The following is a 22,441-nucleotide window of genomic DNA, read 5'->3' as shown; positions in this document are numbered from 1 at the left end:
AAAAAATGGAAATTTAAACTAATAGCAAAGCTTTAGAATCCCTTTGCCAAGCATTCTGGCGAGGAACCTCAGGCTTTTTTGCTCTGGATCAACGTCAGGGGCCAGTGAACTGGCCAAGATGCCCATCGACATACAGCGACCATTTCGCGCCGGAGAGAGTTATGACAAACCAAGCCACTGCAGGCACCACAACCTGCGACTACAAGCTATGGGACATCCTCGTCGAGTCAGCAAAGGAACGCACTACCATTCGTTACTCCAAACTGGCCAGGCAGGCCGGGCTGGAGAATAGCCAGGATGAGCTGCGCACCCTGCTGCAACGCATCCGCATGTACTGCACCGAACACCAGTTGCCGATCCTCTCCACCATAGTGGTGGACGATGTGGGCAAATACACCGGCCTCTCCTCCGGCCTGCCGGACGCTCCCTGGGAGCGTGCCAGGGTGTTTGACTACCAATGGCCTGTTGCCCCCTGATCCAGACATTCATCACCATAACGCGCCCGCTGGCGCGTTTTGTACTTCTTCGGGCCCGCTTTCCTGAACCGCAGGCAAAAAAAACCCGCCTCAAAGGCGGGTACTAAGCAAGCAACGCTCTGGATGACCAGAGTAAAGAGTTCAGGCTGTCGAATCTTGCCACCCCCGGCACCACGCGAAAGAGGTAACAGGACAACATGGGTTTGTATAAATCGCTGATTTATCCAAGCTTCATGCTGACCATCGACGGGGAGTGAGACTAAAGTGAAGGCCCTGCTTAAGGAAATGATTTATTAGTATTCCATTATGCACAGAATGAATTTACGAGGCGTCGACCTCAACCTGCTGGTGGTGCTCAAGGCCCTGCTGGAGGAACGCAACACCACCAAGGCCGCCGAGCGACTCGCCATGAGCCAGCCAGCCGTCAGTCGGGCTCTGGCCCGCCTGCGACTGCTCTATGACGATCCCCTGCTGATCCGCACCCCCCTGGGAATGGAGCCTACCGCAAGGGCACAGGCACTCTTGCTGCCACTGCGGGAAATACTGCACGACATAGAGCAGACCTTCAGCCAGCCCGAACAGCACGACCCGAGCCAGTTCGAGGGAGTGCTGCGCATCGGCGCCCACACCTATGTGGAATATGTGATGATGCCAAGCCTGCTGGGGCGCCTGCAGCAGCAAGCGCCCAACCTGCGCATCCACATGGTGCCCCTCAATGCCGATTACGAGGACCAGCTCGACGAAGGGGTTGTCAGCATGGTGATCAGCAAGCAGGACGAGGTACCCGGTCGCTTTCGCCGCATCCCGCTGTTTGAAGACAAGCTGATCTGCGCCGCCCACAGCAGCCATCCCTTTCAGGGTCAGGTGCTCTGCATAGAGTCTTTCGCCAAGGCCCAGCATCTGTTGGTCGCCCCCCGTGGCAGCGAAGGGGGCATAGTCGATGACCTGCTTGCAGCGCACGGCATGACCCGCCATACCCCCTTGATAGTGCAGAGTTTTCTGGCTGCGCCCTTCATACTGCCCTATGCCCCCCTGCTGCTGACCTCGCCAGCCAGGGTGCTGCGTCCACTGATGCCGCTGCTGGATCTGGTGGAGTACGAGACCCGCTTTACCCTGCCGACCTTCGAGGTCAGCCTCATCCGCCATCGCCGCGACGACAACCACGCCATGCTCAACTGGTTCGAGTCAGAATTGCATCTCTGGTGCCAATCCCTCTGCGAGCTATGATCCCCTCCGGCGCCCCGTGCGCCGGGCTCTTTTCCCCTCGCCACTGCATTTGACTCTTCCCCTTTGGCTGGCGACTCCCCTGGTAAAATCCCCCGAGTCGCAGCGCCAGCGTTGCCTTGAGATCGCCACAATGCCAGAATCGGGCCTTTCCTTGATTTCATGTTCAGATCTCAAGTTTCAGCTTTCAGGGCCCACGCCCGCAGACAAGGACTCCCCATGGCCACCACCCTCTATGGCATCAAAAACTGCGACACCATCAAGAAAGCCCGCAAGTGGCTGGACGAGGCTGGCATCGACTACCGCTTTCACGACCACAGGGCCGATGGCCTGGATCCCGCCGTGCTGGATAGCTGGCTGGCAAAGCTTGGCTGGGAAGCTCTGCTCAACAGCCGTGGCACCACCTTCCGCGCCCTGCCGGATGAAACAAAACAGGGGCTGGATACCGCAAAAGCGCGCGCACTGCTGCTGGAACATCCTGCCATGATCAAGCGCCCACTGCTGGATCGGGACGGCGAGCTGACCCTGGGTTTCAAGGCTGATCACTATCAATCCCTCTTCTCTCGTTAAACTTTTTTAAGGAACGCTGATGTCGGACGTCATCGCACTGGCCAAGGATCTGATCCGCCGCCCCTCCGTTACCCCGCAGGATGAAGGGTGTCAGACCCTGATGAGCGAACGCCTGGCGCGTCTTGGCTTCGTCATCGAACCCATGGTGTTTGAAGACACCACCAACCTCTGGGCGCGCCGTGGCAGCGAAGGCCCCCTGTTCTGCTTCGCCGGCCACACCGACGTGGTACCGGCCGGGCCGCTGGAGAAGTGGCACACACCGCCCTTCGAACCGACCATCCAGGATGGCGTGCTCTACGGTCGCGGCGCCGCCGACATGAAGGGATCCCTCGCCGCCATGGTGGTGGCCGTCGAACGCTTCGTGGCAGAGCATCCGGATCACAAGGGGTCCATCGCCTTTCTCATCACCTCGGATGAAGAGGGCCCCTTCATCAATGGCACAGTGCGTGTCATCGACACCCTTGAAGCGCGCAACGAGAAGATCCGCTGGTGCATCGTCGGCGAGCCCTCCTCCACCCATGTGGTGGGAGACGTGGTAAAGAACGGTCGACGTGGCTCCATCACAGGGGATCTGCTGGTGCGTGGCGTGCAGGGGCATGTGGCCTATCCCCACCTGGCGGCCAACCCCATCCACAAGGCGGCGCCGGCATTGACTGAGCTCGCCGCGACTGTATGGGATGAAGGCAACGCCTACTTCCCCCCCACCAGCTTCCAGATTGCCAATATCCAGGCCGGCACCGGCGCCTCCAACGTCATTCCGGGGGAGTTGCAGGTTCAATTCAACTTCCGCTTCAGTACACAACTGACCGACATGGATATTCGTGAACGCGTCAAGGCCCTGCTCGACAAGCACGGTCTGGACTACGAGCTGACATGGACCCTCTCAGGCCAGCCCTTCCTGACCGATACCGGCGCCCTGCTGGAGGCCACAGTGGCGGCGGTAGCGGCGGTCAACGGCCAGCAACCGGCCCTGCTCACCACGGGCGGTACCTCGGATGGGCGCTTTATTGCCCCCACAGGGGCCGAAGTCATTGAACTCGGCCCCGTCAATGCCACCATCCACAAGGTGAACGAGTGCGTGAAGGCCGAGGATCTGGATCTGCTGGCAGAGATGTACCAAGGGGTACTCGAGAGATTGCTGGCATGACCCAGGAACAACTGCTGGGGCTCGACGAGAGTCACCTTGTTCTGGTGGGACGCGGGCCTCATCGCCTGACCGCTGCCACTGCAGCGGCCTTCAACGACATGCAGGTGGCCGCCGCCCATGAAGGGCACAACCTGCAGGCGGCCTCCAGCTGGCGCAGCTTCGAGCGTCAGCTCGCCATCTGGAATGGCAAGTGGCGCGGTGAGCGCCCCCTGCTGGATGCCAACAACCAGCCTATGGATACGCTGCAACTGAGCGAGTGCGAACGGCTGCACGCCATATTACGCTGGAGCGCCCTGCCCGGTACCAGCCGCCATCACTGGGGCACGGATCTGGACATCTATGATCCCGACTGCCTGCCTGCCGGTACCAAGCTGGCGCTGGAGCCCTGGGAGTATGAAGCCGGGGGCTGGTTTAGCGACCTCGGCGACTGGCTGACCGACCACATGAATGACTTCGGCTTCTTCCTGCCTTATGCCAGACCCGTGGGTAGCGGCAGCGGTGTCGCCTACGAACCCTGGCATATCAGCTTCGCGCTGGAATCCAGAGAGCAGCGGCTGGATCCGGATGCGCTGGCGCTTTGCCTGCAACAGGCGGATATTGAAGGCAAGTCGACCATATTGGCCCATCTTGACGAGATTTTGGCCCGTTATGTCACCACCTGTCCTGACGAAAGGAAAACCCCATGAACCTCTGGCTGTGGATTGGTCTGCCACTGCTCTTCCTGCTTGGCATGTTTCTCAATGCCATCAAGGACATGAAGCGGCTGGAGAAACAGCTGCCCAAATACAAGGACAAGATACGGGAAGTCAAGGATGACGAGGACAACTGATCGCCCTCTCAGCCCGCCAGGGGCGCCACTATGGCGCCCCTGCTGCTTTTCACGAGGGCGGAATTCCCCCTCCCCATACTGATGCAGGCTCAGTGATCCCGTTCACATAGAACAGGACTTCCTTCTCCCTTCCTTCCCGCCATCTTCAAGGTAAAAACCCAGTTCCTGGCAGCACTGAAAATGTAAAAAACTGCAAATAAATGCACAATTAAGCCACACTGCGCCCAACAAACTGCATATAATGTGCCTGTTTTGCATTTTGACAGAAGGAGTTCGCCATTGGATGCCGTCGCCATCAACAGTTTCTTTTTAGTCGCGGCCTTGTTGGTGGGAGCCAGTGTCCTGTTGAGCGCGCTCTCCTCTCGTCTGGGCATCCCCATCCTGGTGATATTTCTCGCGGTCGGCATGCTGGCTGGGGAAGATGGTCCTGGCGGCATTCACTTCGCTGACTACTCGGTCGCCTATCTGGTAGGCAACCTGGCGCTCGCCATCATATTGCTCGACGGCGGCATGCGTACCCGGGTTTCTTCTTTTCGGGTCGCACTTTGGCCCGCGCTCTCGCTGGCAACCGTCGGCGTAGCCATCACCACAGGGCTGACCGGTCTGGCCGCCGCCTGGTTGTTCGACCTCAACCTGATGCAGGGCATGCTGATCGGCGCCATCGTCGGTTCTACCGATGCGGCGGCTGTCTTCTCCCTGCTCGGCGGGCGCAGCCTCAACGAGCGGGTCAGTGCCACCCTGGAGATAGAGTCCGGCAGCAACGATCCCATGGCAGTGTTTCTCACCGTCACCCTGATCGAAATTCTTGCCACCAACCAACAGGGGCTGGACTGGTTCTTCCTGCTGCTGCAGCTGGGCAAGCAGTTTGGCCTCGGTGCCGGCATAGGTCTGGGCGGCGGCTGGCTGTTGTGGAAACTCATCAACAGCGCCAGGCTGGCTCCGGGCCTCTATCCCCTGCTGACCGTCAGTGGTGGCCTGCTCATCTTCGCCCTCACCACGGCCATCGGAGGCAGCGGCATCCTCGCCATCTATCTCACCGGCCTGCTGCTCGGCAACCTCTCCCTGCGCAGTCGCAGTACCACGCTGTCGGTACTCGATGGCCTGACCTGGCTCAGCCAGATCGGCATGTTCCTGGTGCTGGGGCTGCTGGCCTCCCCCCACAAGCTGCTGCCCATCGCCCTGCCGGCGCTGGCACTCGCCGCCTGGATGATACTGTTCGCCCGTCCCGTCTCTGTCTGGATTGGCCTCTTGCCGTTCAAGAACTTCGCCCCCCGCGAGCGCTGGTTCATCTCCTGGGTGGGGCTGCGCGGCGCCGTGCCCATCATACTGGCGGTCTTCCCCATGATGGCCGGGCTGCCCAACGCCCAGCTCTACTTCAATGTCGCCTTCTTCGTGGTACTGGTCTCTCTCATACTGCAAGGCAGCTCGCTGCCGCTGGCATCAAAGCTGGCCAGGGTTGAGGTACCGGCACCGCCGTCACCCATCAACCGATCCGGGCTTGAGATAGATCTGGACAGCCAGTGGGAGACCTTCGTCTACCGCCTCAGCGCCGAGAAGTGGTGCATCGGCTCGCCCCTGCGGGATCTGCGCATGCCCAAGGGTACCCGCATCTGCGCCCTGTTCCGGGATCAGGAGTTGCTGCACCCCTCGGGCAGTACCTGCCTGCAATCCAATGACATCCTCTGCGTCATAGGACACGAGCGAGATCTGCCGGCTCTCGGCCAGCTGTTCAGTCAGGCTCCTGAGCAGGATCTGGGTCCGCGCTTCTTCGGTGACTTCCTGCTGGAGGCGGCCGCCAATATGGTGGACCTGGCACCGCTCTACGGGCTGGATGTGAGCGAGGTGGCGGATCAGACACTTGGCGATTTTCTTGCCGACCAGTTGGGCGATAATCTGGTCGTCGGCGACCAAGTCGAATGGCAGGGCCTGATCTGGACAGTGGCCGAAATGGAAGAGGGCAAGCCCCGCAAGATAGGGGTGCGCTTTCAGGAAGAAGACCCGGTCTGACGCACATCGTCTGACCCGCCTTTGCGAGCAGGGAGTTCATTATGCCTTACCAAACCGAGTTGTCTGGCCTGCACCCCCCGTTTCCCAACCTGGGATTGATAGAGGGATTCTTTGGCAAGGGCTGGAGCTGGGAAGCCCGCGCCCACTACGCTCAATGGCTGCCACGCCACGGCTACGGCTTCTACATCTATGCCCCGAAAGAAGATGGCTATCTGCGCAAGCACTGGGCCCTGCCCTGGCCTGAAGCCGAGCTCGAGGCTCTGCGCCAGCTGGCCCGCCAGTGCCGCGACAACGGCCTCGCCTTCGGGGTGGGCTTGAGCCCCATGGGTGCCCACCACGACTATGAACGCAAGCGCCCGGCCCTGTTGGAGAAGGTGCGCCTCATCGACGAAGCGCTGCAGCCTGACATACTGGCTGTGCTGTTCGACGACATGAAGGGGGATACCCCGGATCTGGCCCACCACCAGCTCACCATAGCCCACGACATTGCGGCCCACAGCAAGGCCGGCCGTCTCATCTTCTGCCCCAGCTACTACTCCACGGATCCCGTGCTGGAAAAGGTATTCGGCGCCATGCCCCCCCGCTATCTGGAGGATATAGGCCAGCAACTCGACCGCCGTTTCGAGATCTTCTGGACAGGCCCCAGGGTCTGCTCCAGCGAATACCCGGCCCCCCACCTCAAACAGGTGACCGAGCTGCTCGGGCGCAAACCCTTTTTGTGGGACAACTACCCGGTCAACGATGGCAGCAAGGCCAGCAGCTTCTTGCACCTGCGCGCCTTCGAGAATCGTCCGGCAGAACTTGTGGATCTGGTCGCGGGCCACGCAGTCAACCCCATGAAGCAGGCGGCGCTCTCTGTGCTCCCGCTCGCCACCCTGCCCATGAGCTACCGGCTCGGCAAGCAGTATGATGCTGACAAGGCGCTGCACGCCTCCCTCAATGCCACCTGCGGGCCGCAGATTTCGGCGATGATAGAGGCAGACCTGCCGCTGTTTCAGGACATAGGGCTGGCCCTGCTCACCCAGGAGCAGATCGCCCATCTCAAGCGCCGTTACCTGCCATTTCAGGATCAGGTGTGTGTAAACGAAATCTTGCGCTGGCTGGCCGGTGAATATGTGTTTGATCCTGACTGCCTGACCGACTGAGACAAGCCACGCCAGATGCCACAGGAGGCTGCATGGACGCATCCCTGATCTACCAGAACCTGGCGGTGTTTGCCGCCTTCTTGCTGATCTACAGTCTGATCGCAGGTCGCTTCGAATCCCGACTGATCAATGGCCCCTTGCTGTTCCTGCTGATGGGCTGGCTGCTGGGACCTGGCGGGCTCGGTCTGCTGTCACTCTCGGTCAATAGCGAGGGGATCAAGCTGCTGGCAGAGCTCACCCTGGTCATAGTGCTGTTCAATGACGCCGCCAACACCAACTGGCAGGTATTGGCGGCCAACCGCGCCCTCCCCATACGATTGCTGCTCATCGGCCTGCCACTCACACTGCTGGGGGGCACCCTGTTCGGCCTCTGGCTCTACCCGGATCTGCCGCTGCTGGAGCTGGCCATCCTCTCCACCATTCTCGCCCCCACAGATGCGGCGCTCGGCAAGGCCGTGGTCAGCAATCCGGCCGTGCCCGCCCCCATCAGGGAGGGGCTCAATCAGGAGAGCGGCCTCAACGACGGCATCTGCGTGCCTGTACTCTTGCTCCTGCTCGCCCTCATCGCCCCCACCGAACAGCACACAGGCACGGGCATGCTGGCCATGACCTTGCTGCTGGAAGAGATAGGCATAGGCCTGCTGGTGGCCCTGGTGCTCACCAGCCTCACCATACGGCTGCTGAAAACCTCCTACCTCAACGGCTGGCAACTGCCGCTCTGGCGCCAGCTCACCATGCCGGGGCTGGCCCTGCTCTGCTTTGCGCTTGCCCAGACCCTGGGGGGCAGCGGTTTTATCGCCGCCTTCGTCGGGGGGCTCTTGATGGGCCGCAGACTGGGGGAGCACAAACACGCTTACATGGATAGCTGCGAAGGGTATGGGGACCTGCTCTCCGTGGTGATCTGGATGGTGTTCGGCGCCACCCTGATGCCCATGCTGCCGATACTGCTGCACTGGCAATACTGGCTCTATGCCGCCGCCAGCCTGACCCTGCTGCGCATGCTGCCGGTCTGGCTGAGCCTGCTGGGCACGGGTCAATCCTTTGAGCTCAAGCTCTTTATCGGCTGGTTCGGACCAAGGGGGCTCGCCAGCATTGTCTTTGCCGTCATGGTGTTGCAACACGAGCCCGCGCTGCTGGGACAAGAACCCATCATAGCCACTGTGCTCTGCACCATCATACTGAGCGTCATCTTGCACGGTATCAGTGCCAACCCCTGGGTCAGGCGCTTCAAGACGGCGTAAATACCCGACAGTGGCCAAAGGTATGGCAGAGGGGATAAACAACCTCATCGCCATTGCGGTATAAAACAATACCCCCAGTCAGGACCGGGGGTATTGTGGATAGACCAAGACATGTATGAGCGGCGTATTTCAAGGTGCCATGGCAATCAAGGCTGACTTGGTCCCCTTGTAGCCGCCCCCATCATGACCGGATATTGCCCTCTGTTGCGCGGTAAACCAGAATGCCTGGCTTGTTTTTCACATAGTCAATAAAAGGCGAATCCACTACCTTCATATTCGTCGAAACAGAAGAAGCATTGCGAAGTACGGGGCCATTTTCACCCCGAATGAAAATACCGGTATGGGTCACATCCAGACCGGCAATATTGGTATAGATACCGATATAATCGCCATCTTCCAGCAAGCTCAGCATGTCTTCGTCCACGCGATCACCAGGAATATAAGTGATGTCGCGGTTCTTCACCGCCAGCCCCGGAATATAGTGACTGCCATCCTCTTTTTGATTCAATACTTTGGCGGCGGTCACCACATAGTTGCCGACCAGATGGGTCACATCCTTCACCTGATTGCCACCATGGACCCAATCAGAGAAAAAATGCTTTCTGGTCAGGTAGTTGACTTCACCATTTACATAACGAGTGTACATGACATTCTCGATGAAATTATGCACACTCGTTGAGTGTCGCAGTGACTCAACGTAATCCAGATAGGTGAAGCAATCCAGCTCACCAAAATCCACCACCAGTTTTTCCTGCCGGTCGCTCGATCCCACCAGCCGATTGGCAACATAAGGATTCTCGAGAAACAGTTGCGAGAAATCCTTTATTGACTGACCCGGTGCCACATTCTGATGTTGAGCAAACATCCTGGTGAGTTGCTGCTCCTTTATATTGTAAAAATCCAGGTTTTTCCCGTTGCCGGCCGCAACCCCACCAGAAAAAGCGAGCAAAGCGGCGCCTATTACCTTCACCATTGAGTACCATCCTTGACCATAAAAACGAGCAGCAGGGGGTACCCCTGTCGCGAACAGCGTCGACAATATGCATCTAATGCCATTCGAGACTGATGAATTAAGGGCCAATTGAAAACAAAAAAAATGTAAGTAAATGTACCCGGCTTGCCAGATATTGGCCTGATACAAACTCACGCTGGTATGAATACCCGCTGGTGGAAAATAACCTCGATGGCGACCAAACAGAGAAGCCCCGACACGGCCGGGGCTTCTCTGTTGGCTTTCGTTTTGGGTTTTCGTTGCTCGTCATGGCCTTGCTGTCACTGTCTGACGAGACACGTTACCCGCCCCATCACGGGACTGCGTTCACTGGGCAACAAGCACTCAGCCGAGCGCCAGCCAGACACCGACACCGAACATCAGGGAACCGGCGATCCGGTTCATCAGGGTCACGTTGCCGCTCTTGGCGAGGAAGTGGCGCAGGGTACGGCCACCGCCCGCGTAGAGCAGCAGACAGGAGAACTCGATCACCAGGATCAGGGCAACCAAGGCACTGATCTGGGGCGTCATCGGCTTGGCTGCATTGATGAAAGGAGGCAGCAGGGAGACCATGAAGGCCCACCCCTTGGGATTGGCGATGGCAGTGACAAAACCCTGCATGGCCAGACCAAGGGGGCGTGTCTCCTGTCCGGCCGACAGATCCGCCGGTATGGCCATCTTGCCTTTGGCCTGCCACATCTGGATGCCGAGCCAGATGAGATAGGCGCCACCCACGTATTTGAAGGCAGAGAAGAGCGCCGGATAGTTGAGCATGACGGCCGCCACCCCGATCACCGACAGCACAGAGACCAGCGCGACCCCGACCAGTTCACCCCACATCATGTGGAGGGTACGGCGCACCCCCAGACTCATGCCGAGGGTCATCGCCAGCGTCATGCACATGCCGGGGGTAACAGAGACAAAAAAGAACGTAGGCACAAACAGCGCCAGAATCGCGGGATCAATCCAGTCGGACACACTACACCTCCATGGTAACAAGCTTGAGATCTTGCCTATCACACTCTTTTAACACAAGAAAAAACCTTTTCGGCCAGCATGATTTCAGCAATAAAACCTTGTGACAATAGTTGTCGCGCCTGTGTAATATGCCGCCTCACTCCTCTTTTGGGTTAGGACCTGCCATGTCGTTGAGTAACCTGTCCATCCGTCTTCAAGTGCTTGTTCCGCTTCTGCTCGCCAGCCTCTTGATGGTCCTGATGGCCGGGATCAGCAAGCAGGAGATAGACAGCGCCATTGCGGACATGAACCAGACCACCACCAGCGTGACGCGCCACAAGGACGACATCGCTGCCCTGATCCACGCCACCTACCGGATGCGCACCAACGCCATCTATGGCCTGTACGATCCGGCGCGCTTCGCCCAATTGCCAAACGATCTCAATGCGGCGGAACAGGAAATTGGGACCATCTTGTCCCGACTGGTGATCACGGGTGCCGAGCAGGACAACAGCCAGGTGGCCGCCGGCCTGCAGGCTTATCTCGGCCACACCCGCAACAACATGCTGCCGCTGCTGGCCCAGAAACATCAGGGAGGTGGCGATGCCGCCACCTACGAACAGTCACGGTTGCGTTTTCGTGAGCTGGGGGAGCAGTTGATCAAGCAGATCGACACCATGTCAGCGCGCATCAACCAGCTGATCCAGACCGAAATCGCCGAGGAAGAGGCGCACTACAACGCCACCCTGTTGCGAACCCTGCTGATGATGAGTGCCACCCTGATAGCGGCGCTGCTCGGTGGCTGGTGGTTGTCCGGCCAGATAGTACGCCCCATAGGCCAGTTGCAGGAGGTGATGCGCGCCGTCGCCCAGGGGCGCTTCAACGTGCGGGCCAACGCCGATGGCAGCAATGAACTGAGCCAGCTGGCCAAAGACATCAACCAGACACTGACCCAGCTTGGCAGCACAATCCATACCCTGACCGGTATCAGCGGCAACGTGGCCTCTGCCGCCACCGAGCTCGCCGCCGTCATGACCCAGTCCGAGACCAATGCCCAGCAGCAGCGCAGCGAGACAGAACAGGTGGCCTCCGCCGTGACCGAGCTGGCCAGCACGGCCGACAACGTCAACCACAACGCCGCCCTGGCAGATGGGCTGGCGCGGGATGCCAATAGCCGGGTCGAACAGGGGCTGGCTCTGTTTGCGGAGAGTATCGCTGCCAACAGCCGCATGGCGGGCAGCCTGGAGAGCGCCGCTGCCGTGGTGGCGTGCCTCAAGTCCCAGTCCGAGCAGATCGGCAAGGTGATCGAAGTGATCCAGAGCATCTCGGAGCAGACCAACCTGCTGGCCCTGAATGCCGCCATCGAGGCTGCTCGCGCCGGTGAAACCGGTCGCGGCTTCGCGGTCGTGGCCGACGAGGTACGCCTGCTGGCGGCCCGCACGCAGGACTCCACCAAGGAGATCCAGACCATCATAGAGCAGTTGCAGAGCCAGTCCCAATCCGCCAACAACGGCATGCAGGAGACCCTCACCATCCTTGAGCACAACCAGCAGCTCTCCGGCGAGGTGCAGGCGCTGCTCGGTGGCATCACGGAGGCGGTCAACCAGATCAATGGGGCCAATGCCCAGGTGGCCACCGCCGCCGAAGAGCAGTCGTGCGTCACCGCCGACATCAACCGCAACATCACCAATATTTACGAAATAGTGAACCAGAGTGTGGCCGGCATCAGCCAGAGTGCCGCCGCCAGTCACGAACTGTCACAGCTCGCCGAGCAGCAGCGTAAACAGCTGGCCCAGTTCCAGTTGTGACATCCGCTTGCGCGATCGACACAAAGGCCCCACAAGCGGGGCCTTTGTGTTAATGAATGGACACATTTGTTATTGTTTTAAACGGCTTTTTTATAATGTGGCTTCATTGGGGGCTGGGCTGTCGCACCAAATGTGAGTATGGTAGAGGCACGTCACTTCCCCTCACATGAGATCACCATGAAGCTGCATTTCAAGAAACCGGCCTTCATCGGCCTGGGCCTCATCGCCCTCGTCTCCGCCATCTGGCTCGACTACTACCTGCCGGAGCACACCATAGCCACCATCACAGGGGTGGAAGTGAAGCGCACCGACAAGGATGGCCCCATCAGCCAGAAAAACCCGGCAGACGGTCCCACCACGGATGTCTACTACATCTATACCGAACGCCCGGGCGAACAGATCCGGGTATTTCGCAATGAAGATACCGGCTGGGGCTGGCCTTTCTACTTCAAGTTCAACGCGGCCGATGTGCAGGCAAAAGCCAAGTCCATGGAGTTCGAGAAGCGTCTGGCCATCATTACCTCCTACGGCTGGCGCGTGAACATGTTCACCATGTTCCCCAACGTCACCAAGATAGAGAGTACGGGTCCTGAGGCCTCCACCTGGAGTTTCTTCCGCTGGTTCTGGTTCGGTATCTGGGCACTGGTGATGGGTAAAGCCGCCATCGCGACCTGGCGCTACTTCGACCGGCTCGAGGACGAGATATGACAGAGCCGAGCAAGACTCGCACCAGTTTCTACCGACGGCTTTACGTTGCCTGGCTGATAAGCAGCGGCACGGACACAATCCCGGCCATCATGGCGGCCACCGGCATGCCGCGGCGCACCGCCCAGGATACGCTGGCGGCACTGGCTGATCTCGATATCAGCTGCGGCTTCGAGCAGACGGAAGGGGCGCGCCACCTGCAGGGGCACTATCGCATCAGCGACTGGGGTCCCATCAATCCGGCCTGGATCAAGGCCCGGTTGCCCGTAATCAAGCAAACACTGGGTTATCCATAGCACTATCGCACTGCTGACTGGGGGGTCTATCCAATCCAGCCTGGATCAAGGCCCAGCTGCCTGCCATCAAGCAAACACTGGGTTATCCATAACGACTGACGGGGCACTATCGCACCGGTGACGATCAACAGAGGCCAGCCGCAAGGCTGGCCTCTTTTTATATTGCCCGGGCAGACACAGGTTTCGGCACGCGGAAACGACTTACTCCGGGAAGGGCTCTTCCGGCAGCGGTTCCTGGGTCTCAGCCTGGGTGCAGTCGATGATGGAACGCTTGGGGTTGTTGGGGTCGCGCAGCAGCAAGGGGGCCAATCCCTCATTGTGCTTCTGCTCGTCGGCAAACTCGCTGCCATAGGCATTGTGGGTCAGCCTGCGTGCATTGGCGATGGGGGTATCCACAAACAGGGCGTGCACTTCGAAAGTGGACGAGGGGATGAGAAAGCCACTGATGGGCAGACCATGCAACTCTTCATGGGTCTTGTACCAGGCAAACCCGTCCGTCACCTTGTAGGGGGTGAAGTGCTTGAGCTGAGGGTGGGCCGGCTCGCCGGTCTCGCTGTCGAGGTAGAGATGGTCGAGATCGCAGGTCGCCAACCCCTGCCACATGGATTCGAACGGCGTGGAGCAGGCCGTCAATTGCAACCCGGCCAGCAGTGCCAGCGACGCTTTGTACATTTCCCGTCCCTTCTCTCAATAGTGCAATGGCCGTCAGCCAAAAAACCGCAGTCGCTCGACCAGCAAGTCGATAAAACCCGGGCGATCCAGTCCCAGCAACACCAGCGCATTGGCCGGTTTTCCGGTGAGCTGATAGCGATCCACCACCGTCATCCCTGTGGTATGCAACCCCCGGGTCTCGATATCGACCCGGCACTCGACCCCGTGAAACAGACCGGGAGCCAGCAACCAGGCAATGGTACAGGGGTCGTGCAGCGGCGCACCAGCAAATCCCCACTTGGGATCCCTATGGTAGATCATGAAAAAGTCGAGCAGACCGGCCACGCAACGGGCCACCGGATTAGCAATGGCGCGCACCCGCGCTATGTCCTCGTCCATTACCTGCGCTTCGTGGGTCACATCGAGGCCACACATTGTGATGGGAATACCTGACTTGAAGACCATATCGGCTGCTTCAGGGTCCACATAAATGTTGAATTCCGCCGCCGGGGTCCAGTTGCCCGCCCCCGCGGCGCCGCCCATCTGTACGATACGGGCGATGTTGGGCTTGAGTTCGGGATTAGCCGCCAGCAGCAGGGCGATATTGGTGAGCGGGCCGGTCGGCACCAGGGTGACCGGCTCCGGACTCTCGCGCAAGCACTTGACCATCAGCTCAAGCGCCGTCATGGCCTGGGGCGCAAAGGCGGGATCCGGCAGCGTGGGGCCATCGAGGCCAGACTCGCCGTGGACGTTGTCGGCGATGATAAGCTCGCGGGCCAGTGGTTTGGGCGCCCCTGCCGCCACCGGAATGTCGTCACGCCCCAGCAGGGTGAGAATGCGCAGGGCATTGTTGAGGGTCTTCTCCTGTGTCTGATTGCCAGCACTGGTGGTGACCGCCAACACCTTGAGTTCGGGACTCGCCAGCGCCAGTATGAGGGCGATGGCATCATCGTGGCCGGGATCACAATCGAGAATAACGGGCAACGCCATGGACAGACTCCTTGCAACATGACAGGGAACCATACCTTAACAACCCGTGATGAGATTAACTCGGGAGGGAGTCACAAAACGGACTCAGCCCATCTTATCAAGCAGTTGCTGTCAAACTCGCCGTAATGGACGTCATCGGCTCACCCTCGATTCGCCCCGCGCAGCCGGTTCGAGTATGATCGCCCCCCGTTTCCAGCCCGTGCGCCCTATGTCCGTCATCGTCGATACCTTCATTGCCCCGCCCTGCGAGGCTGCCATCGAAATCCTGTTTGAAGATGAGCACCTGCTGCTCATCAACAAGCCGAGCGGCCTGCTCAGCCTGTCGGGCAAAAATCCGCAGAATCTCGACTCTGTCCATTACCGGCTGGTGCAGGATTATCCCGGCTGCACCCTGGTGCACCGGCTCGACTTTGGTACGTCCGGCATCATGGTGGTGGCCAGAAACAAGGCCATCAACGCCCTGCTCTGCCAGCAATTCAGCCAGCGGGCTGTGAGCAAGGCCTACAGTGCCCTGCTGTGCGATCATCTGACCGACGATGAGGGGGTGATCGATGCCCCCATCGCCAAGGATCCGGCGCTGTTTCCCCTGATGAAGATCTGCGCCGCCAGCGGCAAACCTGCTCGCTCCCGCTATGAGGTGGAAGATCGCCTCTGTCGTGAAAGTGAACAGGGGGAAACCCAGCGACTGACTCGGGTCAGACTGGTACCGGAGACCGGCCGTACTCATCAACTGCGGATCCACTGCCAGCTGCTGGGTCACCCCATCCTCGGCTGCGATCTCTACGGCGGTCTTGTACTGCCAGGTACTGAGCTGACGCCACGGCTGATGCTGCATGCCAGCGAGCTGGATTTGGTGCATCCGGTGAGCGGCAAGCCGATGCAGATCCGCTGTGCTGCGCCTTTTTAGGGGCAATGAGTAGAGGCCGTAAGCGTGAGTGTGGCGGGATCAGTGAAAGGCGTGACGGGAGAGGAAAGGTGCGAACGACAGATAAAAGATAGGGGCCGTGCTTTCGCAACGGCCCCCACCCCCCACTCGGTGTGGCTATCAGATCAGCTTGCGGGCAGCGCCCAGCACGATCTTGATGGCATCAGATTCGGTCTTCGCCATGGTCTCGGCGTTCGGGATTTCCTGCTGGGTACGGTTGACGATAACACCAGCCACCATACCGGCACGCAGGCCCTGGCTGGTGCACATGGTCAGCAGGGTGGCAGATTCCATCTCATAGTTCAGCACGCCCATGGCTTGCCACTCTTTCATGGAACCCTGGAAACGGCTCACTACGCGGCCGGATACGGTGTCGTAACGCTCCTGACCCGGGTAGAAGGTATCAGAAGAGGCAGTCACACCGATGTGCAGCTTGGAGCCCATCTCTTTGGCAGTGTTGACCAGTGCCGTGGTGCAATCGAAGTCGGCCACAGCCGGGAACTCCATAGGAGCAAAGTGCAGGCTGGCACCGTCAAGGCGCACGGAACCGGTGGTCACGATCACGTCACCCACGTTAAGGTGCGGCTGGATAGCGCCTGTGGTGCCGATACGCAGGAAGGTATTGATACCCAGCTGGGCCAGCTCTTCTACCGCGATGGAGGTGGACGGGCCACCGATACCGGTAGAGCAGATGATCACGGCCTTGCCGTCCATCTCGCCGCGCCAGGTAGTGAATTCACGATGGCTGGCCAGGTGCACCGGGTTATCCAACAGCTCTGCGATACGCTTCACGCGCTCGGGGTCACCGGGGACGATCGCCAGGGTGGCGCCTTGCAGATCAGCTTTCTTCAAACCCAAGTGAAAAACATCAGACATAGTGGACTCCTGGTTGCTCCCGGCCGACATGGTCAGGGCGCAAGTTAAGATGATTCTTGATGGTACTTTCAAACCCTCACTCCCCTCTCTGGGGAGGCGCCAACTATGGTCGAAAGCGCTTTCCAATTCCTTGAAGCACCTCACACTTCCACGCATTGAAAGTGACAAATCCAGCGCAAAACGTTTGCTAACTTGATGAATTTCTTGAAAAACGTTTTTCTGCCAAGAAAGGGGCAAGCGGCCTTGTCAATCCCTGTCTCGCCCCGGTTTATCGGTACGTGATCGAGTCCATAAAGTTGCAAACAGGATACCATTGACCCCTTCTCATCCCCACTGACGATGCTATTTTGACGTCCGCATACCACTTAATGGCTAATCATACGGAGTCCATCATGGCGACATTCAAGTTCTATATTCCCGCAATCAACCTGATGGGAGCGGGCTGTCTGCAAGAGGCAGCGGCCGATATCAAGGGTTATGGCTATCGCAAGGCGCTAATCGTCACCGATCGTGTTGTAGCCCGCCGCGAAAAATGAAAAATCTGTCTGCCTAAAACGAAAAACGTGCCCTTGGCACTTTTATCAAACTTGATGGCACAGGAATCGCCGAGTTTGATAAGCCCGTTAAACCGGTATTAAACCTCTATCTCATAGGTCGGTAAATCCGGCGCCTCTCCTGCCAGCTCCCCTCCCCTGTAAAAAGCCTTCTTGCCGATGGCTACCCCAACGCCGCGCACTGTAACGGTGCCCCCTGCCAGCGTATCCAGGGTGGTCGTGGTACTACTCATGGCTGTCACGGTACCGACCAGCAGCGGGTCGGCACCGGGTACCAGCTCCAGGAATCGCTTGAACAGGTTCATACAAATCGCTCCACGCTCAGTTGCTGGCGTACCGTCATGGCCTTGTTCTGCAAAGCAGCAGAGACCCTGACGCCCTGGTTGTACCCCTTCCAGCCATCCACTGCGAGCAGAGCCCCCGGCAGGATCAAGCCCGTATCGTCCGAGAGCGGCAGCTCGATAGTCTGGGTGCGCTTGGGCATGGTCTTGGCCAGCCCCACCACGCCCTGGGCGCGGGCCGCCACCACATCGCACACCAGCGGATGGGTGATGCTCTGGGCCAGTTGCTCGCCAGAGGTACCGTGCCGCATGACCCGCGCACTGATCCCCTGATGCCCACCGCTGACCCAGATACCGTTCGCCGCCAGCCCTGGCTGGAAGTCACTGCCCAGAGTGGTGATGATGGCGCGGGGGATCGCCACATCGGCCAGCGCCGTCTCAAGCTGCCAGGGCACAGTGGGATAGCGCGGCTTGATGACCAGATGTCGGTTGCGTTGGTGTGGCAGCACAAAGCCACCGGCCGCCTCGGCCAGGTACTTGACCACCTCGATTGGGGTCTGGTTGTCCAGGCTGAAGAAGCCGGCCGGTACCAGCCAATCCGCCGCCTGCCACTCCAATGTCCAGCCAAACGGCAGCACGGCCGCCGCCAACTGGGCCATGGTGGCCGCCGCACTCTCGCTCACCGCTTGCGCCAATATATGGGTCGGCGACAGGTAGGCAGTGCGAGAGCGGCCGGTCAGAGTGGCCGACTCGCGGGCAAAGCTCTGGCTCGACTGCCAACCATCACACACGCACTCCCATTGCTGGCCGTTGATGTGGATGCTCACCTCTTCCTCATCGGTCAGGGCCGCCGCCGCGATGCGCGGGATCTGGGCGCTGAACTGCCAGGCCCAGGAGTCGGTGTCGAGCTCGATATTCACGGCAGTGGCCGGGATGTCGAGGCCATCGCGCACGCGCACAATGCTTGCTGTGTTACTCACCAGATAAACCCTCCGGGTCGGGATAACGATGCGGGCGTCTTGCCCATGCCAGACAAACTCCAGTCTGGCATCGCCACGCTTGCGGCCGAACGCCAGTGTCTTGGTGCGCTTGTCCGGGCGCTCCGGGGTGATCGGCGGCTTGGGTGGCGGGCTTGTGCCCCACGGGGGCAGCATGGCCTCGTCCCAACCATCCAGCCAGTGCAGGTGCAGCGAGGCCCCCAACTGCCAGCGCTGGCCACCGATGACCTTGCCCAGCTTGGCCCCTTCCTGCCACTGGTCGGCCTGCCACACCTGATCAAAGCGCGGCGGGTTGCGATAGCCGCTTAACTGCCAGCGGCCGACCTGTTCCCCCTCCACCCACAGCGAACGGATAGCAGCATGGCCAGGGGGCAGGTTGTCAACCTGTTGACCATGGGCATGTCCCAGCGGCGCCCCTTCCTCAAACACCCCTCGGTTCAGCTCATAGCGGGGTGGCATCAGATCCCCGTGCTCGACAACGGCGGCCTCTAACGGCGCGGCTTCCTGCCAGTCAGCGGCACAGGTGGCGCGCTCAATGGCGGGACGTTGCCAATCACTGGCCACCCCACCGCTCACCAGATCCGCCCGCCCCCAATCACTGGCGCTGGCATGGCTCGGCCCCCGGAACACGTTCACGTCATAACCGGCATCAAAGTCGTGGATCACCGGCTCGGTGGTCACGGCCATGGCGCACTCGATGACGATGGTGCCCCGGAACTCGGCCACGGCAGCCGGGAGTTGGCTTGCCAGCGCCCCCTGGAAGATGAGCCCCACATCGACAGCCAGCGCGGGAGCGGCTATCTGGCCCGCCAGCACAGCGGGCAACACCAGCCCGGGCGAACAGGCCAGCACAGGCGGCAAGGAGGTGCTCTGCAGCACCGCCTCATAGCGCACCACCTCGGCCTGGTTCAGCTCCAGATTGCCGTTGTTCTGGCGCGCCTTGCGCAGTTCAAGCGCCGCATCCTTTCTGGCCATAGGTGGCTCCGGTGGTTAGGTCTTGGCTTACGGTTCGGTGACGGTGGCGGTGTTGATGCGCACCAGGGCTCCGGTAAACAGCTCGTTGGTGGGGATCTCCAGATCGGCGCCACTACCGGGTGGCCCCACGTCGAGATCCGCCACAAAGTCACCATCCCGATTGGCAAAGCGCCCCCAGGTGGGGGCACCGGATCCGGTAGCCATCTGCTCGGCCAGCGGCTTGAGGGTCAGCACCCCACCGGTCACCGACTGGGCACATGGCAGCTGGAACTGCAGCGTGACCAGCAACGGCTGGTCGGTGATGGCGGCACCGACTGCGGGGCGGCTGCCACCGTAGATCTTGAAGGTGGCCGGGGCGACACTGCCCTGGTCAATGGCGTCCGCCAATATCTGGGCGCGGGCGGTGCGCACCGAGTCGTGGAACGTGAGCATGGAAACCTCGCTAGACGATGTAAGGAGTGGGGGCTTGGTAATCAGCCGCCACGGCGTTGTAATCGGCCGGGCCAAAGGCGGGGTCGTCCTGGGCGACCAGCATGTAACGCCGGTTCAACCAGAGGTGATCGAACCGGTAGACCCCATCGACGGCACTGCTGTAGGTTTCCGCCACCAGATACCCATCCTGACTAAAGCAGAGTACCCGGCGCCTGACCCCCTCCCCGTTGATGGTAACCCGGTTGCTGATGTAGCCCTGGTCCACGTTCTGCACCCCATCACGGACCCAGAAATAGTCATGTCCCTTGCAGACAATGGACTGGCTCATCTGTTGCACGTTAACTGGCCCGGCATAGAGCGGCGGGGTGCCACTCCAGGCCACATCCTGCGGCTGAAAAACAGCTCTGGGCTCCTGGTTGGCGGGGGTGACGGTAAGGCTGGCCGGCTTGATGACCGGCTCGCCCAGAGCGTAGGTCTGGCGCTCGGCGATCTCACTGGCCGTCAGGATGCGGTCATAGATGGCCACATGTGATAACTGGCAACGGCCACTTGTGGCACCATTGTAGTAATAACCGCCAAGCACCAGGTAGGTGTTGGCCAGCTGCAAGAACACATCAAACGGCACCGTCATACCCACATCCAACACACCGTCTATATAAATCCGGGTGCTGTCGCTGGTCTGTTCGTACTGGATGACAACATGGTGAGCGCCATATGATAGATCTTCCCAAGTACGGGCAGATGGATAGGTGGTGGTGCCGCCGAGGGGATTCATATTTTGGTATGAACAGACTTGCACTGAGTCATGGTAAATCATGATGTAGCGGTTATTAAATCCAGTGATTGGCTGGTTGATGCCGAATACGGCATTCCATTCACCGATCTTATCCCCTGCCAACCTGAACCATCCTTCAATGGCCACTATCTTGGGCAAGGAGTTTTGTGCAATCCGTAGCACCGAGGTGTTGGATTGCATGGACGGCAGCAAGTCCGTATTCATCGGGCTTTGACCAAACATGACCGTACCCTGAACGGTCAAATGGCGAGCATTACCACTGTGATCCTGATTATCCATTAGTGGCCAGAATGCAATGGGATTGGTCGCTTTGATGGTGTCATAGAGCGTCGTCATGACTACCTCCAGGGGCCGGTCAAATCAAACCCCATCAGACCGCGCTGGCCTGCTGTTTGCTGCGACTCTGCATACCCCACCAGAATAAAGCGGATCACCTTGCCCGGCAGGGCTGGCAAATCCCGGAAGTTCTTTCTATCCCATACCGCCGGCGAACCATATGGCACGATCAAGCCAGGCTGATAACCCCGGAGATGGCTGCCCGACTCCAGCACCATGGGGGGGTCGTTGGAGACATAAAAGCCGTTGTCTGGGCCGTTGGGAATCGGTAGCCCCGCGCCAAACACACCAAACAAGCCTTTCTGCCACCAGGTCGTTGGGCCAAACAGCTGATGGTAGGGGCGAGCGATAAATTTGTGTGAGTTGTTATCGAACGCCGGATAGGGATTGCCGTAACTGGTTGTGCTGCCGGATCCAGTTGCCCAGTTCCTGGTCGCATCGCTGGCTGATGAGGTGGGATACCAGTTCAACACGGCGTGATAGCGATCCCCCGGCCGCACCGACTTGAGGTAGCCAAAGCTATACAAAAACTGGTAGTTGGCAGCGGCATAGGCTGGCAAGAAATAGAATATCTGGCTGTCACCGATGAGATCCCAGCGGCCGTTGGAGTAACGCTTGGTCGCTGGCCAACGGGCCTCCACGATGTTGGTATAGGTGTTGATGTCCGCCACATCCTCGACCATGGCCACCTTGGCCAGATAGGCGTTGCTGGTACCGGTCCAGCCGCTGAATGCAGTGTTGTCGATGCGAAAAGAGACATTGCCCGACTCGCTGACGTTGGTCGGCCGGATGATAAGCACCTTGCCGTCACCGCTCTCGTGGCTGATGGTCCAACCGAGCGGCGCCACCTTCATCGTCATGGCCGCGCCAGACCCCGACGCACCCGGGTCACCGGCATCCAGCTCGAACCACACCTGAGTGCTGCTGACCTGCATCACTCGATGCTCGCCGTTGTAGGCAGCCGGGCTCACGCCGGCAACCTCAACCACAGAGTCTTGCAGGTAGGCATGGCCACCGGAGAAGGTCGCCACCGCCCAGCCCTTGGCCGCATCCCAGGCCAGGGTGTTGATGGTGAGGGTGCCAAAGCCGGTCACCATGACCGCCTTGAGCAGCGCAGCCAGCGCCCCATCAGCGGTATCCCCCAGGCTCGGGGCGCCCTGCATTTCACTCGCGTACCATTTCACGGGATAAGCCATTGCGTCAGTCTCCATGGCGGGGCCGGCCTGTCAGG

The 22,441-nt window shown here is 59.8% G+C and carries 23 protein-coding genes and 1 pseudogene; 14 read left to right on the top strand and 10 right to left on the bottom strand.

From position 1 onward, the window contains the following. Positions 1 to 161 precede the first annotated feature (161 nt). The 9 genes from GWQ29_RS17625 to GWQ29_RS17585 all read left to right on the top strand — a co-directional run bounded on the left by GWQ29_RS17625 (position 162) and on the right by GWQ29_RS17585 (position 8,639). Entirely contained in the window at positions 162 to 476 is a 315-nt protein-coding gene (locus GWQ29_RS17625) for a hypothetical protein (protein WP_005312982.1), read from the top strand. 315 nt (positions 477 to 791) lie between these two features. Beyond that, the gene (locus tag GWQ29_RS17620) at positions 792 to 1,703 is read left to right on the top strand and encodes a LysR family transcriptional regulator (protein WP_011898932.1); all 912 of its coding nucleotides are present in this window, start codon (positions 792 to 794) and stop codon (positions 1,701 to 1,703) included. Between the two features lie 216 nt (positions 1,704 to 1,919). Further along, complete coding sequence (locus tag GWQ29_RS17615; protein ID WP_275919961.1) at positions 1,920 to 2,270, top strand: ArsC family reductase; 351 nt, start codon at positions 1,920 to 1,922, stop codon at positions 2,268 to 2,270. 19 nt (positions 2,271 to 2,289) lie between these two features. Continuing rightward, positions 2,290 to 3,417 carry a succinyl-diaminopimelate desuccinylase gene (gene dapE / locus GWQ29_RS17610; protein ID WP_275919960.1) on the top strand — a complete coding sequence of 376 codons (1,128 nt, stop codon included), beginning with the start codon at positions 2,290 to 2,292 and terminating at the stop codon, positions 3,415 to 3,417. Further along, a complete protein-coding gene (locus GWQ29_RS17605; protein ID WP_275919959.1) occupies positions 3,414 to 4,103 on the top strand; it encodes a M15 family metallopeptidase in 690 nt (229 codons plus the stop codon). The genes dapE and GWQ29_RS17605 overlap by 4 nt, the downstream gene beginning before the upstream one ends. Continuing rightward, complete coding sequence (locus tag GWQ29_RS17600) at positions 4,100 to 4,246, top strand: hypothetical protein (protein WP_275919958.1); 147 nt, start codon at positions 4,100 to 4,102, stop codon at positions 4,244 to 4,246. Before GWQ29_RS17605 ends, GWQ29_RS17600 begins: the two co-directional genes overlap by 4 nt. A 279-nt stretch (positions 4,247 to 4,525) precedes the next feature. Continuing rightward, positions 4,526 to 6,253: a potassium/proton antiporter gene (locus tag GWQ29_RS17595; RefSeq protein WP_096119210.1), complete on the top strand. Its 1,728-nt coding sequence runs from the start codon at positions 4,526 to 4,528 to the stop codon at positions 6,251 to 6,253. Positions 6,254 to 6,294: 41 nt separating this feature from the next. Then, positions 6,295 to 7,398 (top strand): beta-N-acetylglucosaminidase domain-containing protein, encoded by a 1,104-nt coding sequence (locus GWQ29_RS17590; protein ID WP_275919957.1) that lies wholly within the window; start codon positions 6,295 to 6,297, stop codon positions 7,396 to 7,398. A gap of 32 nt (positions 7,399 to 7,430) precedes the next feature. Then, positions 7,431 to 8,639: a cation:proton antiporter gene (locus GWQ29_RS17585; RefSeq protein WP_265422446.1), complete on the top strand. Its 1,209-nt coding sequence runs from the start codon at positions 7,431 to 7,433 to the stop codon at positions 8,637 to 8,639. Positions 8,640 to 8,820: 181 nt separating this feature from the next. On the opposite strand, the gene GWQ29_RS17580 is transcribed toward GWQ29_RS17585, so the two are convergent. Together GWQ29_RS17580 and GWQ29_RS17575 are read right to left on the bottom strand one after the other, a co-directional pair. Then, positions 8,821 to 9,612, bottom strand: a complete 792-nt coding sequence (locus GWQ29_RS17580; RefSeq protein ID WP_058395060.1) for a DUF1460 domain-containing protein — start codon at positions 9,610 to 9,612, stop codon at positions 8,821 to 8,823. A 363-nt stretch (positions 9,613 to 9,975) separates the two neighbouring features. Beyond that, positions 9,976 to 10,608: a LysE family translocator gene (locus tag GWQ29_RS17575; protein ID WP_021137956.1), complete on the bottom strand. Its 633-nt coding sequence runs from the start codon at positions 10,606 to 10,608 to the stop codon at positions 9,976 to 9,978. Positions 10,609 to 10,772: 164 nt separating this feature from the next. Here GWQ29_RS17575 and GWQ29_RS17570 point away from each other — a divergent pair, with 164 nt between their 5' ends. From GWQ29_RS17570 to GWQ29_RS17560, 3 genes are all read left to right on the top strand, one after another. Continuing rightward, a complete protein-coding gene (locus tag GWQ29_RS17570; RefSeq protein WP_265422447.1) occupies positions 10,773 to 12,395 on the top strand; it encodes a methyl-accepting chemotaxis protein in 1,623 nt (540 codons plus the stop codon). Between the two features lie 177 nt (positions 12,396 to 12,572). Further along, positions 12,573 to 13,103: a DUF1523 family protein gene (locus tag GWQ29_RS17565; RefSeq protein ID WP_005312938.1), complete on the top strand. Its 531-nt coding sequence runs from the start codon at positions 12,573 to 12,575 to the stop codon at positions 13,101 to 13,103. Beyond that, the gene (locus GWQ29_RS17560; RefSeq protein WP_265434624.1) at positions 13,100 to 13,396 is read left to right on the top strand and encodes a winged helix-turn-helix domain-containing protein; all 297 of its coding nucleotides are present in this window, start codon (positions 13,100 to 13,102) and stop codon (positions 13,394 to 13,396) included. The genes GWQ29_RS17565 and GWQ29_RS17560 overlap by 4 nt, the downstream gene beginning before the upstream one ends. A gap of 201 nt (positions 13,397 to 13,597) precedes the next feature. Here GWQ29_RS17560 and GWQ29_RS17555 read toward each other — a convergent pair whose 3' ends face one another. Further along, the gene (locus tag GWQ29_RS17555) at positions 13,598 to 14,068 is read right to left on the bottom strand and encodes a hypothetical protein (protein WP_021137959.1); all 471 of its coding nucleotides are present in this window, start codon (positions 14,066 to 14,068) and stop codon (positions 13,598 to 13,600) included. Between the two features lie 33 nt (positions 14,069 to 14,101). Then, positions 14,102 to 15,037 carry a pyrimidine-specific ribonucleoside hydrolase RihA gene (rihA, locus tag GWQ29_RS17550; RefSeq protein WP_275919956.1) on the bottom strand — a complete coding sequence of 312 codons (936 nt, stop codon included), beginning with the start codon at positions 15,035 to 15,037 and terminating at the stop codon, positions 14,102 to 14,104. 175 nt (positions 15,038 to 15,212) lie between these two features. Between rihA and GWQ29_RS17545 the strand changes: the two genes are divergently transcribed. Continuing rightward, on the top strand, positions 15,213 to 15,944 hold the full coding sequence (locus GWQ29_RS17545) for an RluA family pseudouridine synthase (RefSeq protein ID WP_275919955.1): 732 nt from the start codon (positions 15,213 to 15,215) through the stop codon (positions 15,942 to 15,944). 138 nt (positions 15,945 to 16,082) lie between these two features. Here GWQ29_RS17545 and udp read toward each other — a convergent pair whose 3' ends face one another. Then, a complete protein-coding gene (udp, locus tag GWQ29_RS17540; RefSeq protein WP_042657049.1) occupies positions 16,083 to 16,838 on the bottom strand; it encodes a uridine phosphorylase in 756 nt (251 codons plus the stop codon). A 392-nt stretch (positions 16,839 to 17,230) separates the two neighbouring features. Here udp and GWQ29_RS17535 point away from each other — a divergent pair. Beyond that, positions 17,231 to 17,356, top strand: a pseudogene (locus tag GWQ29_RS17535) (L-threonine dehydrogenase); the annotation flags it as partial. Between the two features lie 116 nt (positions 17,357 to 17,472). Here GWQ29_RS17535 and GWQ29_RS17530 read toward each other — a convergent pair. The 5 genes from GWQ29_RS17530 to GWQ29_RS17510 are packed head-to-tail and all read right to left on the bottom strand — an operon-like array spanning position 17,473 to position 22,406. Beyond that, positions 17,473 to 17,697, bottom strand: a complete 225-nt coding sequence (locus GWQ29_RS17530; RefSeq protein ID WP_256684027.1) for a hypothetical protein — start codon at positions 17,695 to 17,697, stop codon at positions 17,473 to 17,475. Continuing rightward, a complete protein-coding gene (locus tag GWQ29_RS17525; RefSeq protein WP_275919954.1) occupies positions 17,694 to 19,646 on the bottom strand; it encodes a hypothetical protein in 1,953 nt (650 codons plus the stop codon). Before GWQ29_RS17525 ends, GWQ29_RS17530 begins: the two co-directional genes overlap by 4 nt. Before the next feature lie 27 nt (positions 19,647 to 19,673). Further along, positions 19,674 to 20,078 carry a hypothetical protein gene (locus GWQ29_RS17520; protein WP_275919953.1) on the bottom strand — a complete coding sequence of 135 codons (405 nt, stop codon included), beginning with the start codon at positions 20,076 to 20,078 and terminating at the stop codon, positions 19,674 to 19,676. A 10-nt stretch (positions 20,079 to 20,088) separates the two neighbouring features. Then, positions 20,089 to 21,210, bottom strand: a complete 1,122-nt coding sequence (locus GWQ29_RS17515) for a LamG-like jellyroll fold domain-containing protein (RefSeq protein ID WP_275919952.1) — start codon at positions 21,208 to 21,210, stop codon at positions 20,089 to 20,091. Between the two features lie 2 nt (positions 21,211 to 21,212). Continuing rightward, positions 21,213 to 22,406 (bottom strand): hypothetical protein, encoded by a 1,194-nt coding sequence (locus GWQ29_RS17510; RefSeq protein ID WP_275919951.1) that lies wholly within the window; start codon positions 22,404 to 22,406, stop codon positions 21,213 to 21,215. Positions 22,407 to 22,441: the final 35 nt, after the last annotated feature.

The sequence above is a fragment of the Aeromonas sp. 2HA2 genome (assembly GCF_029237345.1).
GTDB classification, from domain to species: domain Bacteria; phylum Pseudomonadota; class Gammaproteobacteria; order Enterobacterales; family Aeromonadaceae; genus Aeromonas; species Aeromonas salmonicida.
This window is presented reverse-complemented; position numbering and strand designations above follow the sequence as displayed.

What these genes read in the sequence shown, in the direction of transcription:
- GWQ29_RS17615 (WP_275919961.1), top strand. Translation starts at nt 1,920, where the DNA reads ATGGCCACCACCCTCTATGGCATCAAAAACTGCGACACCATCAAGAAA.
- GWQ29_RS17530 (WP_256684027.1), bottom strand. Translation starts at nt 17,697, where the DNA reads ATGAACCTGTTCAAGCGATTCCTGGAGCTGGTACCCGGTGCCGACCCG.
- GWQ29_RS17570 (WP_265422447.1), top strand. Translation starts at nt 10,773, where the DNA reads ATGTCGTTGAGTAACCTGTCCATCCGTCTTCAAGTGCTTGTTCCGCTT.
- GWQ29_RS17605 (WP_275919959.1), top strand. Translation starts at nt 3,414, where the DNA reads ATGACCCAGGAACAACTGCTGGGGCTCGACGAGAGTCACCTTGTTCTG.
- GWQ29_RS17545 (WP_275919955.1), top strand. Translation starts at nt 15,213, where the DNA reads ATGATCGCCCCCCGTTTCCAGCCCGTGCGCCCTATGTCCGTCATCGTC.
- GWQ29_RS17510 (WP_275919951.1), bottom strand. Translation starts at nt 22,406, where the DNA reads ATGGCTTATCCCGTGAAATGGTACGCGAGTGAAATGCAGGGCGCCCCG.
- rihA (WP_275919956.1), bottom strand. Translation starts at nt 15,037, where the DNA reads ATGGCGTTGCCCGTTATTCTCGATTGTGATCCCGGCCACGATGATGCC.
- GWQ29_RS17580 (WP_058395060.1), bottom strand. Translation starts at nt 9,612, where the DNA reads ATGGTGAAGGTAATAGGCGCCGCTTTGCTCGCTTTTTCTGGTGGGGTT.
- GWQ29_RS17515 (WP_275919952.1), bottom strand. Translation starts at nt 21,210, where the DNA reads ATGACGACGCTCTATGACACCATCAAAGCGACCAATCCCATTGCATTC.
- GWQ29_RS17565 (WP_005312938.1), top strand. Translation starts at nt 12,573, where the DNA reads ATGAAGCTGCATTTCAAGAAACCGGCCTTCATCGGCCTGGGCCTCATC.
- dapE (WP_275919960.1), top strand. Translation starts at nt 2,290, where the DNA reads ATGTCGGACGTCATCGCACTGGCCAAGGATCTGATCCGCCGCCCCTCC.
- GWQ29_RS17555 (WP_021137959.1), bottom strand. Translation starts at nt 14,068, where the DNA reads ATGTACAAAGCGTCGCTGGCACTGCTGGCCGGGTTGCAATTGACGGCC.
- GWQ29_RS17520 (WP_275919953.1), bottom strand. Translation starts at nt 20,078, where the DNA reads ATGCTCACGTTCCACGACTCGGTGCGCACCGCCCGCGCCCAGATATTG.
- GWQ29_RS17525 (WP_275919954.1), bottom strand. Translation starts at nt 19,646, where the DNA reads ATGGCCAGAAAGGATGCGGCGCTTGAACTGCGCAAGGCGCGCCAGAAC.
- GWQ29_RS17600 (WP_275919958.1), top strand. Translation starts at nt 4,100, where the DNA reads ATGAACCTCTGGCTGTGGATTGGTCTGCCACTGCTCTTCCTGCTTGGC.
- GWQ29_RS17585 (WP_265422446.1), top strand. Translation starts at nt 7,431, where the DNA reads ATGGACGCATCCCTGATCTACCAGAACCTGGCGGTGTTTGCCGCCTTC.
- GWQ29_RS17620 (WP_011898932.1), top strand. Translation starts at nt 792, where the DNA reads ATGAATTTACGAGGCGTCGACCTCAACCTGCTGGTGGTGCTCAAGGCC.
- GWQ29_RS17590 (WP_275919957.1), top strand. Translation starts at nt 6,295, where the DNA reads ATGCCTTACCAAACCGAGTTGTCTGGCCTGCACCCCCCGTTTCCCAAC.
- GWQ29_RS17560 (WP_265434624.1), top strand. Translation starts at nt 13,100, where the DNA reads ATGACAGAGCCGAGCAAGACTCGCACCAGTTTCTACCGACGGCTTTAC.
- udp (WP_042657049.1), bottom strand. Translation starts at nt 16,838, where the DNA reads ATGTCTGATGTTTTTCACTTGGGTTTGAAGAAAGCTGATCTGCAAGGC.
- GWQ29_RS17625 (WP_005312982.1), top strand. Translation starts at nt 162, where the DNA reads ATGACAAACCAAGCCACTGCAGGCACCACAACCTGCGACTACAAGCTA.